The following is a 12,891-nucleotide window of genomic DNA, read 5'->3' on the forward strand; positions in this document are numbered from 1 at the left end:
ACTTCACCCAGAACCGTTCGCCTTCGGCGTTGATCCACTGGTAGGTGTGCGAGCCGTAGCCCTGCATTTCGCGCCAGGACGCCGGCAGGCCGCGGTCACCCATCAGCCAGGTGACCTGGTGCGCGGACTCGGGGGAGAGGGTCCAGAAGTCCCACTGCATGTCAGCGTCACGCAGGTGCGTGCCCGGCAGGCGCTTCTGGGAGTGGATGAAGTCCGGGAACTTGATGCCGTCGCGGATGAAGAACACCGGGGTGTTGTTGCCCACGAGGTCGTAGTTGCCCTCGGAGGTGTAGAACTTCACGGCGAAACCGCGCGGGTCACGCCAGGTGTCGGGGGAGCCGTTCTCACCGGCAACGGAGGAGAAGCGGATCAGCATCTCGGTCTCGACGCCGGGCTGCAGGAACGCGGCCTTGGTGTACTTGGAGATGTCCTCGGTGGTCTTGAACGTACCGAACGCGCCGCCGCCCTTGGCGTGCACCACACGCTCCGGAACGCGCTCACGGTTGAACTGCGCGAGCTTCTCCACCAGGTAGTGGTCCGTGAGAATGATGGCGCCGTCGGCGCCGACGGACTTCGAGTGGGCATCGGACGTGACCGGGGCACCTGACTGGGTGGTGGACACGGCAGGCGCAGAGATGTTCAAGGTCATCTTTCTCCTCATTGTTGGTTTTTCGACAGTGTCAGTTTTCGACGTCTGCCGAGGGCTGGTCAGTTACGTTTTCGGCCTTACCCTCGTCGTGGTTGCGGACGACGCCGCGGAAGCTGACTATGGCGCCGGACTCAGCACCTTCAACGGCGGCAATGGCGTGATCCTCAGAGATGGGATCGTCGGGAAGGGCCCCGGTTACTTCACAATCATCCACGGGCTTCCTTTCAGATGTTCACAGCGGCGACGGGTGCCACCCGTTCTTCGCCCACATACACATTCAGGCTCTTGCCCCGGCTGAAACCCACAAGGGTAACGCCGGCATCGGTGGCTAGGTCCGCCGCCAGGCTTGATGGTGCGCTGACTGCCGCCAAAACAGGGATGCCTGCCAGGGCAGCCTTCTGGACGAGTTCAAATGACGCCCGGCCCGAGACCTGGAGGACGGTTCCGCGGAGGGGCAGGAGCCCTTCGCGCAGAGCCCACCCGACCACCTTGTCCACCGCATTGTGGCGGCCCACGTCTTCGCGCAGGCAAAGGAGCTCGGCCTCACCGCTGTCAGTAATTTTGAACAGCCCTGCCGCATGGACGCCCCCGGTTTTATCGAACAGCGCCTGAGCTTCGCGCAACTGTTCGGGGAGCCGTGCCAGTACGTTGACCGGCACGCGCAGCTGGTCCTCCTGGGCGCTGAATGCGAGGGTCTTGCGCACGGCTTCAATGGACGTCGTGCCACAGATGCCGCAGGAGCTGGAGGTGTAAATGTGGCGGCCGTTGTCCGGCAGCGACAGGCCGGGGCGGAACTGGGCTTCAACGACGTTGAAGGTTTGCCTGCCGTCTTCATCTTCGCCTGCGCAAAAGCGCAGCGATACGAGATCCGACTGGTCACGGATGATGCCTTCAGAGACGAGAAAACCGGCAACGAGGTCGAAGTCGTCTCCCGGCGTCCGCATGGTCACGGCAAAGGACATGGTGCCGAAACGGATCTCCAGCGGCTCCTCGGCCGCCAGCACGTCCTCCCTGATCCGCACGGGGTATTCAATCGCGGCGGCGGAGCCATCCAGAAGATACCGGTGGACCTTCCGCCGTTGGGTCATGCGTGCCATGTAGGAAACACTCCTCGCTTGGTCGTTCTGGTCCTCATGGCCATGTCCGGGTGCTTTGCGGTGCCGGGCACCACGGGAGGGCGAATGCCGGAACCGGCTCCCCCAACTGGACGCCGCGGGAGGGGACCACCAGGACACCATCGGCGAAAGCCAGGCCGCGCATCATGCCCGGTCCGGTGTAGTGGGCCGGAGTCGCCAGGCCATCGACCCAACGGAAGGGCATGAGCCGCGTGGATGCCGGGTGGGCGTCGATGACCGTGCCGCAGGGCAGGCGGCTGATGTCGGCAAGGGGCTGGTGGCCCAGCCCGGCCAGGAGCGGCCCGCCGATGGTGAACAGGGCCATTAAGGCGGCCAGCGGGTTGCCCGGGAGTCCGACGACGAAACGGCCATTTGGCAGCTTGGCCAAGGCTGCGGGGTGGCCAGGCCGCATGGCGATGCCATCAATCAGGAGCCGTCCGCCGAGCGCGGCGACGGCAGCCCGGAAATGATCCGCGCCCGAACGCCCTGTACCGCCAGTGGTAACGATCACGTCGGACCACTGACCCATGGGTGCTTCAGAAGCCCCCAGCGCTGTCAGCCATGATTCGTACGAGTCGCCGATGCGGATCAGCGGCCCTGGGACACCGCCAAGCATTTGGATGAGTGTACTGATCTGTGGCCCGAAAGCATCCCTGACCTGGCCCGGTGCGGGGACCTTGGCCGTCACGACCTCTGAACCGGTGACCAGCATTTTGACCAGTGGTTTGCCGAGCACTTCCAACTGGTCGAAGCCGGCCACCGCGGCCAGGGCGATGTGGGCAGGGTTCAAAGCCGTCCCTGCGGGGATGAGGACTTCACCGGCAGCCGCTTCCTCGCCTGACTTTCGGATGTGCTGGCCATGACGTGGTTCACCGGGTGATGCCCCCTCCGCCACCATCAGGATGTCCCGGCCGCCCGCACTGGCCGCAACGTGTCCGCTCTCGACACGGAGCACAGCCTGGGAGCCCGGGGGTATTACTCCACCCGTGACGACCGGGCTGGCCTGTCCGCTGTCGAGGGGTTTCCCAGGTTCGGTCAGCACCCAAGGGCCGGCACCATTAACTGTCCAGCCGTCCATTGCCGACGAGGCGTAGTGGGGCAGTTCCTGAAGCGCGGTCACATCAACGGCAAGTGTTCTGCCGTTCGCCTCCACAAGTGGCACCCGCACTGGTGCGAGGGGTTCGGCGCAATCAAAAGCCAACCGGCGGGCTTCCGCCCAGCTGTGTTCCCCGTCCGCGGCCCGCCCACTGTCCTTGCCCGGTCTGTCGGCGATTGGAAGGGCTTGAGTTACCACTGGTCGTTCCCTCGTTGCTGAGATGGTTTTCTATCTGTTCGTTTCCCGAAAGCGGTGTTCCGGCGCTTACCTCCCCAGGTATTCAGGCCAACCGAAACACCGTTTACGGGAAACGAACATCGCCCTCCTTCGAACTCACCCTGAAGCTTTCGGTCCCCGCACGTGTGGCGGCGGCCGGGCTTTGTGGGCGGTCCCGGCTTCTTGCAAAAAGAGCGGAGTGACAGCTGATATTTAGAATATATCCTAAAGATATATCAAGCGGAAGGCCCTTGAGCGGTTCAGTGATTCGCTAGCGGCCCATGATGAGGCTGAGTGCCTCAGCGCGTGCCGCCGGCAGCCGCAGCTCTCCGCGCACTGCGGAGGTAATGGTTTTTGCCCCCGGCTTTCTGACTCCCCTCATGGACATGCAGAGGTGTTCGCATTCCACCACAACTATTGCGCCGAGGGGTCGCAGGGCCGAAACCAGCGCATCCACCACTTGGGTTGTCAGGCGTTCCTGTACTTGCGGTCTGCGCGCGAAGGCATCCACCAGCCTCGCGAGCTTGCTCAGGCCTGTGACCAGCCCGTCTGCCGAGGGGATATACCCGACGTGCGCCACACCGTGGAAGGGCACCAGGTGGTGCTCGCAGGTTGAGTAGAAGGGAATGTCCTTGACGAGGACCAACTCCTCGTGTCCGAGGTCGAAAGTCTTATCGAGTACCGTTGCGGGATCCTCGTGGAGCCCACCGTACATTTCCACCGCAGCGCGGGCAACGCGCGCTGGAGTCTCAGTCAGGCCAGGCCGGTCAGGGTCTTCGCCGACGGCGAGAAGGAACTCACGGACCGCCCGCTCCACCCGCGGACGGTCTACCCCTTTGCTGCCTACTGCTAAAGCCGCTTCCTCAAGCACGACTCCCTGCTCCCACTGGTTCCAGACGCACGACGACGGACTTGGACGTTGGGGTTCCGCTGGTGTCCGCCACCGAGTCGAGCGGCACCAGCACGTTGGTTTCAGGGTAATAGGAGGCTGCGCAACCCTTGGGCGTCGAGTAAGACACGATTCTGAAATTCTCCGCCCTGCGTTCTGTACCGCGGAACTCCGAGACCAGATCGACCATGTCCCCGTCCACGTAGCCCATCTCGGCTATGTCCGCCTCGTTGACCAGCACTACACGCCGCCCTCCGTGTATTCCGCGGTAGCGATCGTCCTTGCCGTAGATGGTGGTGTTGTACTGGTCATGGGAACGAAGGGTTTGCAGGATCAACCGGCCGGGCGGGATCCGAAGGTACTCCAGGGCATTCGACGTAAAGTGCGCTTTGCCTGATTGGGTATCGAATTCCCTTTTGTCCCTGGGCGCGTGGGGCAGAACGAAACCGCCCGGGTTCTGGATTCTCTCCTCGAAATTCTCGAAGCCATCGATGACGGCTTCGATATGCCTCCTGATCAGGGAGTAGTCGTTCCTAAGCGAGAGCCAGTTGGTTGCCGGGGTGTTGGGGAGGGGAAGCCCGGAGTCGTCCGTGAACACCTTATGGGCAAGGTTGCAGACGATGGCTACTTCGGACATCAACTGTTCGCTTGCCGGTTTGAGGCGGCCACGGGATGCATGGACAGCGCTCATCGAGTCCTCCACCGTCACCCTCTGGTCGCCGGACTGCTGGCTATCCCTCTCCGTGCGGCCCAGAGTCGGGAGAATCAGAGCCCGTTTTCCTGTTGCCAGGTGGGAGTGGTTCAGCTTGGTCGAGATCTGCACCGTCAGGCGGGTGTTGGCCAGGGCCTGCTCGGTAACATCCGAATCCGGAGCAGCCCGGACGAAGTTCCCGCCCATGCCCACGAAGAGGCGGACTTTGCCGTCCCGCATGGCCCGGATGGCAGCGACGGTGTCGTAGCCGTGGGCCCGAGGTGAACGGAACTGGAATTCCTGATCGAGCCTGTCGTGGAAACTCTCCGGCATCCGTTCGAAGATACCCATGGTGCGGTCCCCCTGGACGTTGGAGTGTCCCCGAACGGGGCATACCCCGGCTCCTGGCTTCCCGATGTTGCCCTGCAGCAGCAGGACATTGACGACGTCACGGAGGGTCGGCACTGAATGCTTGTGCTGTGTCAGGCCCATCGCCCAACAGACGATGGTTGAGCCTGACGCCAAGAGACGTTCTCCGGTGGCTGCGATCTGTTCTTTAGTGAGGCCGCTGGCTTCGATGATGTCGTCCCAGCGGACCTGTTCCAACTGGGAGAGGTAGGACTCGATGCCGACCGTGTGGTTATTGATGAAACCGTGGTCAAAAACCGTGGACAGGCCGGGGCTGTTCCTGCCTGCGCGTTCTGCTTCCAGGAGGTATTTGCCCAGGCCTTGGAACAGTGCCTGGTCCCCGCCGGCCCTTATCTGCAGGAAATCATCGGTCAGCTGGGTGCCAAGCAGCGTGCCTGCGACGGTTTGCGGATTTTCGAAATGAAACAGCCCGGCCTCGGGGAGCGGGTTGATGGAAACGATGGCGGCACCGTTTTTCTTGGCCTTTTCCAGTGCGCTGAGCATGCGTGGATGATTTGTTCCTGGGTTTTGGCCGGCCACAAAAATCAGGGACGCCGTCTCCAGGTCCTTGAGGCTGACCGACCCTTTGCCGATGCCTATGGTCTCCACCAGGGCCGACCCGGAAGACTCGTGGCACATGTTCGAGCAGTCCGGGAGGTTGTTGGTGCCCACCCCGCGCACGAGCAATTGGTATACAAAGGCAGCCTCGTTGGATGTCCTGCCGGACGTGTAGAAAACACTCTGGTCAGGGTCATCCATGTCCCTGAGTTCCTGGGCAATCATTTCCAGGGCGTCGTCCCAGTCAATCTGCCGGTAGTGGGTTGCTCCCTCATCCAGGACCATCGGGTGGGTCAGCCTGCCCTGCTGCCCGAGCCAGTAGTCGTCACGCGTCTTCAAGTCGGCAACGGAGTGTTTGGCGAAGAATTCAGGTGTAACGCGGCGGCGGGTGGCCTCCTCGGCCACCGCCTTCGCACCGTTCTCACAGAACTCCGCAGCATTGCGCTTTTCGTGCTCCGGCCACGCGCAGCCCATGCAGTCAAAGCCGTCGATCTGGTTGACCGCCAAAAGAGTCTGCACGCTCCGGAGCGGGCCCATCTGCTCAAGGGATATCTTGAGCGCATTGGCGACTGCGGGAATGCCCACGGCCTTGGTTTTGGGTTTGCCGACAGTCAGCTTTGACTCATCGATGTTCTGGCGGGGGGCTTTAGAGGCCATGGGATCTTCCTTTAAATCTGTGCGGGCGGTGCGTGCCCATCAAATGGCGTGCAGGCCAGGCTGTGGTTTCTGGCGGAGGTGTCGGGTCTGGCGGACGGCCGGGTCCGAAATCGTCAGCCGTTCAACTCCCGGGATGTGGAACTTCGACCGAGATAAAGTCCCCATCCTCGCGGAAGAACATACGACGGCCCCGCCCGAGGGCCAGAACCAGCCAGATGATCCTGCCGTCCTCCGTCACGTCATCAATCCAGCCGCTGTGCGGGACCGAGTAGTTCTCCCGCACTGTAACGAAGTCCCCTGGGACGAGCGCTGTCCAGTCTGAAACGACCTTCGTGCTGGTTTTAGTGCTCACGGAATGAGGCGCAGCAGGAGGGGCCATTACTGTCCCGGTCACGGCGTGAGTGCTGGCATTCGGGCCGCGCGGGACTGGTCGCGTGCGGCTTCGGCGGTGTGGAGAAGAAGCAGTGACGTGGTTACTGAGCCCACACCGCCGGGCACGGGTGTCAGAGCGGCAGCAACGGCCTGGACGCTGGCTTCGTCCACATCCCCAACGAGTGAACCATCGGAAAGCACATTGGTGCCGACATCGATGACCACAGAGTGGTCAGAAACGTCGGTCCCTGTGAGCAGCCCTGTGCGGCCGGCAGCAACAACCACGATATCCGCAGTCTTGGTGTACTTCGCAAGGGAGCCTGACCGCGAGTGGCAGACGGTGGTGGTGGCGTCCTTCTGCAGCAGCAGGAGAGACAGCGGCTTGCCAACCACGGCTGAGCGGCCCACCACTACCACGCTGCGGCCCGCTACCGGGATGTCGAAGTGGTCCAGGATCTCTACGACTGCACGTGCTGTAGCAGGGGCGAAGGCGCGCTGCCCGACGGCAAGAAGCCCCAGGCTCAAAGGGTTGGCGCCATCGATGTCCTTTTCCGGGGCGATGTGCCTGACCAGTTCCTGGCTTCTAACGCCGGGGGGCAGGGGGGTCTGCAAAATGATTCCATTGACGGTAGGCTCCGCGCTGAGGTCTTTCAGCACGGTAATGAGCACCTGCTCGGTAGCGTCATGGCCGAGGTCGACAATCCTGCAGTCGACGCCTGCATTTTCCGACGCACGCTCGATGGAGCGCACGTACCAGTGGGTCGAACTGTCCTCGGTGGCAACTACGACGGCAAGGGTCGGGCGCAAGCCCTCTTCCGCCAGGACTTTGGCTTCGGCCTGTGCCTGCTGCTGTATGAGTTTGGCGAGCGGCTTGCCGGAGAGCAAAGATGCCGTCATCGGAGGATCCTTTCCCGTACGTGCTGTGAGAGCGAGCCAGCAGCCAGAATGACTTTTTCTTCGAGCCCGTCAGTTTGTTCGGCCAGCGCGGCACGCGCGTGGGTGTCTTTTATCGCCACCACGTTGATGTCTATGTTGACGCGCGCGGTAGTGGCAGCCGCCCTGGCCGCGTCGGCGGCCGCGGCAATGTCGCTGATGACATTGGGGTTGGCAATATCCAAAAGTTCGGCGGCGAGTTCCACCACTGCGCCCGAGAGCTTGATCAGCTGGGCGGGCGGTTGGGCAGCCTGAACTAGTGCGCTTTGAATGGCGGCCGCACGCGCCGCACGCGCAGAGTCGTCCGCGGCGGGCAGTTTGTAGGAGGTAATCACATCTTTAAAGGCGACCTCATCGGCGTCGGCCAGTCGCAACGCCTCGTCAATGAGGTGGTCAGCGGCGGAAATGATCCTGGACGTTGTCTGTCCGTGCTGTTCATATTTCCCGCCGGTGCTGAATCTTGCCACCATGGCCACCAGGGCCGCACCCTGCGCTGCGTGCAACGCCGCGGCTGCGCCGCCGCCCGGGGTCGGGTTCCGCGAGGCAAGCCTGCCGAGGTAGTCATTTAGTGTTTCTGAACCGATCATTTGTCCATTCCTGGGCTGGTTGAGGCTGAGGCGGGAAGGGGGATGCGCGCAGCCCGCTTCCGTTGCGAGGATGAGTGCGGGCTGCGCGCCCCCAAGGGGCCCTGCGGCTGGTTAGCCGCGGAGCCTGGTCATTTTCGGGTCGTACAGAGGATCTTCAGTAACAGTGGCCCTGATGCGTCGTCCGAAGTATTCAATCTCGACAGAATCGCCGATGGAAACGGTCGCCGGCAGGTAGGCGTAGGCGATCGGCTTGGCGACCGTGTAGCCGTAGGCCGCGCTGGTCACATAGCCGACCGTCTGCTCCTTGTAGTACACGGGTTCCTTGCCGAGGACGATGGACCGGCCGTCGTCGATGGTCAGGCACCGCAGGCGGCGGGCAGAACCTTCCTCCGTCCTGCCTTCGAGTGCGCCCTTGCCGATAAAGCTGTCCTTGGACATCTTTACCGCGAAGGCGAGACCCGCCTCAAACGGGTCATGCTCGGTGGTCATATCCGCTCCCCACGAGCGGTATCCCTTTTCCAAGCGGAGGGAACTGAAGGCCGCACGTCCGGCCGCGATGACGCCGAGCGGCTGCCCGGCCTTCCACAGCACATCCCAGAGTCGCTGGCCGTATTCGGCGCTCGTGTAAAGCTCCCAGCCCAGTTCGCCGACGTAGGACAGGCGCATGGCCGTGACAGGCACGCCACCGATGACAACTTCCTTTGCCCGGAAGTACCGGAGACCGTCGTTGGAGAAGTCGTCGTCGCTGACGCCGCCGACGAGGTCCCGGGCCAGGGGGCCCCAAAGCCCGATGCAGCACGTGCCGCCCGTGATGTCCCGAACCTGGACCCAGTCCGTGGCAGATCCGCCCCGGGTCTGGTGCCGGGCTGCCCTGGTGAAGTACGCCGTATCGATGTTGCCGTTGGCTCCGAGCTGGAAGCGGTCCTCGCTGAGGCGTGCAACAGTGATGTCACTCCGCACGCCGCCGGCGTGGTCGAGCAGCAGCGTGTAGGTGACCGCTCCCGGCTTCTTGTCCAGGTCCGCCGTGGTCAATTCCTGAAGCAGCTTCAGGGCTCCAGGACCCGATACCTCCAGCCGTTTGAGCGGGGTCATGTCGTACATGGCCACGGCCGTGCGGGTCTTCCAGGCCTCAGCGGCTGCGATCGGGGAACTGAACATCTGCGCCCAGGCGTCACGGGCCGGGGGCAGCCATTCCGTCGGCATCTCTTTGAGGAGACCAGCATTGGCTTCAAACCAATAGGGCCGTTCCCATCCGCCGGATTCCAGGAAAAAGCCTCCAAGTTCCTTCTGCCGTGCATGGAACGGGCTGACGCGGAGGTTCCGCGGGGAGAGCCGGGGCTGGAGTGGGTGGAGCACATCGTAGATTTCCACGAAGTTCTGCTGCGAGGTCTCGCTGACGTAGTCCGGCGTGAGCTGAACGTCCTCGAAGCGGGTGATGTCGCATTCGCCCAGGTCGGTTTCTGACTTTCCGGTCGTGAGCAGCTCCGCCACCGCTTTGGCCACGCCAGCGGAGTGCGTAACCCACACCGCCTCTGCCACGAAGAAGCCGTCAAGCTCCTTGGATTCACCAATGAGCGGTCCGCCGTCCGGGGTGAACGAGAAGATGCCGTTGAAACCATCTTCGATGTCGCTTTCGGCCAGTCCGGGGAGCAGCTGCTTGGATGCTTCCCACGCCGGCAGGAAGTCTTCCAGGGTGAAGTCCAGGCGGGAGGGCATGTTGTGTTCGTTGACGGCGTCCGGGGTGAAGGTCGCGAGATCGTCGAGGTCAACGGGCATTGGGCGGTGGGCATAAGAACCAATGCCGTAGCGTTCGCCGTGCTCCCGGTAGTAAAGGTCCTGGTCCTGGTGGCGGAGGATGGGCAGCGTGGCGCCGTTCGGCAGTTCGTTGCGTCCCTTCAAGGCGGGCACCGGAGCGGTCTTGACATACTGGTGCGCCAGCGGCAGGAGAGGCACCGCCATCCCGATCAGGGAGCCGATCTTTGCGCCCCAGAATCCGCCGCAGGAGACTACGATATCGGCGGGAAGAACGCCCCCTGAAGTTTCTACGCCAGTAACGCGCCCGTCCGTCTGCTGGATCCCGGTAACCGTGGTGGAGCCCAGATACCTGACTCCCGCGGCCTCCGTGCGCTTGATGAGCAACTGCACTGCACGGGCAGCGCTGGCCAGGCCGTCGCTCGGCACGTGGAGACCGCCGAGAACGTCCTCATCGTTCAAAAGCGGGTAGAGCTCCTTGCATTCAGCTGGGGACAGGATCGTTCCCTCGATACCCCAGGAAGCTGCATAGCCCAACTTCCTTTTCAGGTCGGCGAGGCGCGTCTCGGTGGTTGCAACTTCCAGACCGCCTACCTGGTTGAAACAGCTGACGCCATCCTCGCTCAGCGAGAGCAGCTTTTCGACAGTGTATTTCGCGAAAGTGGTCATGGTCTTGGAGGGGTTTGTCTGGAAGACCAGGCCGGGGGCGTGGGACGTGGAACCGCCGGGCATGTTCAAGGGACCCTGATCCAGGACTGTGATGTTGTTCCAGCCGCGGGCCACCAGTTCGTCCGCGACATTAGTGCCGACTATTCCGGCGCCGATAATGACAATGCGTGGTGTCGATGCCATGTGTTAGTTACTCCTGCTGCTTTTGATTGTGCGCTGTTGCTGCTCGTGCCTGCGTGCTCTCATCGGAAGACGACCGTGCTGGACTGGTCCAGCAGGACACGGTGCTCGCAGTGCCAACGGACTGCGCGTGCCAGCGCCAAAGCCTCTGCATCCTGTCCCACCGTGGAGAGGGCGGTCGGCCCAAAGCTATGGTCGACGCGGATGACTTCCTGCTCGATGATCGGACCTTCATCGAGGTCCGCGGTCACGTAGTGGGCGGTCGCCCCCACCAGCTTGACCCCGCGGTCATAGGCCTGGTGGTACGGACGCGCGCCCTTGAACCCCGGCAGGAACGAGTGGTGGATGTTGATCGCCCTTCCCTCGAGAGCGCGGCACAGGTCATTGGAAAGTACCTGCATGTACCGGGCGAGGACCACGAGGTCCACGTTGTACTCGTCGACCAGCTCGAGCAGTCTGCGCTCGGCGTCTTCTTTGCTCTCGGGAGTCACCGGAATGTACACGAATGGAAGGCCGGCGGCCTCGGCCATGGCCCGGTGTGTTTCGTGGTTGGAAACGACGGCTACAAGTTCTCCACCCAGGCTCCCACCGCGCCACCGGAAGATCAGGTCATTCAGGCAGTGCCCGAACTTGGAGACCATCACCAGAACGCGTTCTTGGGTCTCGTCGTGAAAGCTGAACGTCATCTCGAAACGATCCGCTATGGGACGGAACTCCTCCTCCAGCCTGGCTGCTTCGAAGTGTGTCGGCCCGGAAAAAGCGGTACGCAGGTGAAGAGTCTGGCGGAGGCCGTCGTCGAACTGCTGGTGCTCCTCGATGTTGAATCCGCGCTCAAACAGGAACGTGGTGACTGCCTGAACGATGCCGGCACGTTCGACGCACGACAGTGTGAGTACGAACTTCCGGCTGGCTGGTTTTCCGGAGGCTTCCGCCTGTGGAGCGGGGCGTGTCTCTTGGAAAGTCTGCACCAGGGTCATGTGCCCTCCTCTAGATATATATCTAATCGCCTTATTGATATATTAGGACTCGCGCCCAGCGTATACTGGTCAAAGGGACAGGGTCAATAGTGAAATATTGGCCGGTAAGAGAGGCGGTACGGTGGCGTTTGAAGCCCTGGCGGTGACCGAGGACGTTGGCTCGAAATCCTTGGCCGACGTGGCCTACGAGCGGATACGCGACGGCCTGCTGACCTTGGAAATCAAGCCGGGTGAGCCGCTGTATGACGAAGGGCTTGCAAAGGAACTTGGCGTGGGACGGACTCCTGTAAGGGAGGCCCTGAAGCGGCTTGAATTGGACCGGCTCGTCGTGACCTACCCCCGCCGCGGCACCTTTGCAACACGGGTAGAGGTCACGGACCTCGCCTTCATCTCGGAGATTCGAGCGCAGCTGGAACCTCTGGCGGCTTCCCGTGCTGCAAGGGTCGCCACCGCGGCGGCCCGGGAGCGTCTGCGGCTCATTGTGAATGCAGTGGAGTCCTTCGACGTGGACAACGCATCCATCGTGGAGACCCTACAGCTGGACGCCCGCGTCCACCAGGGAATCTATGCGGCGGCGGGGAATCCGCACCTGGAGGACGTGCTGATCCGCTACGACAACCTGGCCACGCGCATCTGGTGCATGGTCCTGGATCGCCTGCCGGACCTTTCCCGGCATGTGCATGAGCACGTCGACCTGCTTCAAGCCGTGATCGATAAGGACGAGTCCCGTGCAGCAGAGCTGGCACGCGCTCACGTCAATGGCTTTGAGAAGGCCGTCCGTACAGCACTGTTCGCTGCGTAGCAGAGGCACGTGGGCTGGCCTGCCTTTGCCCTTGGACCTCCCATCCTTAAGGGCGGGTGGGGCCGCCCGATCCGGTGGTTAAACCCGCCTTGGGCACGTGGCAGTCTTAGGGGCAAGGAATTCTGCGGCTCACTGCCCTTGCCCTGAGCGGAATGCCATCTGCCACTGTCCAAGTGCCTTGCGTGCCTCGTGATGGCTTGGCCGCTCAAACCCAGATCGTTTCGTCGCTTGCCGTGAAGGCGGCTTCCGGCGCTGAAAGCTAAGGCACTGAATTAACCATGCCAGATACTTTGAAGAGGCTTGTGTCCCGGGGCGGGAATCCGTTGCGGGATCCGCGGGA

Annotated in this window: 11 protein-coding genes and 1 pseudogene; 1 reads left to right on the forward strand and 11 read right to left on the reverse strand. The window is 62.6% G+C overall.

All coding sequences use genetic code 11. The annotated features are described in order from the left end of the window. The 11 genes and pseudogenes from RIN13_RS18765 to purU form a co-directional block, all read right to left on the reverse strand. A partial coding sequence (locus RIN13_RS18765) for a catalase (RefSeq protein WP_309108832.1) occupies nt 1-649 on the reverse strand: 649 nt, incomplete at its 3' end. Nucleotides 650-722: 73 nt separating this feature from the next. Further along, a pseudogene (locus RIN13_RS18770) lies at nt 723-863 on the reverse strand (molybdenum cofactor biosynthesis protein MoaE); the annotation flags it as partial. A gap of 10 nt (nt 864-873) precedes the next feature. Then, nucleotides 874-1,746: a formate dehydrogenase accessory sulfurtransferase FdhD gene (gene fdhD, locus RIN13_RS18775; protein WP_309108833.1), complete on the reverse strand. Its 873-nt coding sequence runs from the start codon at nt 1,744-1,746 to the stop codon at nt 874-876. Between the two features lie 34 nt (nt 1,747-1,780). Further along, nucleotides 1,781-3,058 (reverse strand): molybdopterin molybdotransferase MoeA, encoded by a 1,278-nt coding sequence (locus tag RIN13_RS18780; protein ID WP_375164798.1) that lies wholly within the window; start codon nt 3,056-3,058, stop codon nt 1,781-1,783. 289 nt (nt 3,059-3,347) lie between these two features. Beyond that, a complete protein-coding gene (gene folE, locus RIN13_RS18785; protein WP_309108834.1) occupies nt 3,348-3,947 on the reverse strand; it encodes a GTP cyclohydrolase I FolE in 600 nt (199 codons plus the stop codon). Continuing rightward, the gene (locus tag RIN13_RS18790; protein WP_309108835.1) at nt 3,940-6,279 is read right to left on the reverse strand and encodes an FdhF/YdeP family oxidoreductase; all 2,340 of its coding nucleotides are present in this window, start codon (nt 6,277-6,279) and stop codon (nt 3,940-3,942) included. The genes folE and RIN13_RS18790 overlap by 8 nt, the downstream gene beginning before the upstream one ends. 121 nt (nt 6,280-6,400) lie before the next feature. Next, entirely contained in the window at nt 6,401-6,631 is a 231-nt protein-coding gene (locus tag RIN13_RS18795) for a hypothetical protein (protein ID WP_309108836.1), read from the reverse strand. A 38-nt stretch (nt 6,632-6,669) separates the two neighbouring features. Then, the gene (locus tag RIN13_RS18800) at nt 6,670-7,548 is read right to left on the reverse strand and encodes a bifunctional 5,10-methylenetetrahydrofolate dehydrogenase/5,10-methenyltetrahydrofolate cyclohydrolase (protein ID WP_309108837.1); all 879 of its coding nucleotides are present in this window, start codon (nt 7,546-7,548) and stop codon (nt 6,670-6,672) included. Further along, a complete protein-coding gene (locus RIN13_RS18805) occupies nt 7,545-8,171 on the reverse strand; it encodes a cyclodeaminase/cyclohydrolase family protein (protein WP_309108838.1) in 627 nt (208 codons plus the stop codon). Before RIN13_RS18805 ends, RIN13_RS18800 begins: the two co-directional genes overlap by 4 nt. Before the next feature lie 111 nt (nt 8,172-8,282). Further along, nucleotides 8,283-10,775 (reverse strand): FAD-dependent oxidoreductase, encoded by a 2,493-nt coding sequence (locus RIN13_RS18810; RefSeq protein ID WP_309108839.1) that lies wholly within the window; start codon nt 10,773-10,775, stop codon nt 8,283-8,285. 59 nt (nt 10,776-10,834) lie between these two features. Beyond that, a complete protein-coding gene (gene purU / locus RIN13_RS18815; RefSeq protein ID WP_309108840.1) occupies nt 10,835-11,749 on the reverse strand; it encodes a formyltetrahydrofolate deformylase in 915 nt (304 codons plus the stop codon). Between the two features lie 121 nt (nt 11,750-11,870). Between purU and RIN13_RS18820 the strand changes: the two genes are divergently transcribed. Next, nucleotides 11,871-12,551, forward strand: a complete 681-nt coding sequence (locus tag RIN13_RS18820; RefSeq protein WP_309108841.1) for a GntR family transcriptional regulator — start codon at nt 11,871-11,873, stop codon at nt 12,549-12,551. The last annotated feature ends 340 nt before the right edge of the window (nt 12,552-12,891 follow it).

Origin of the sequence: Arthrobacter sp., assembly GCF_031179985.1 — a bacterium.
Classification (GTDB): domain Bacteria; phylum Actinomycetota; class Actinomycetes; order Actinomycetales; family Micrococcaceae; genus Arthrobacter.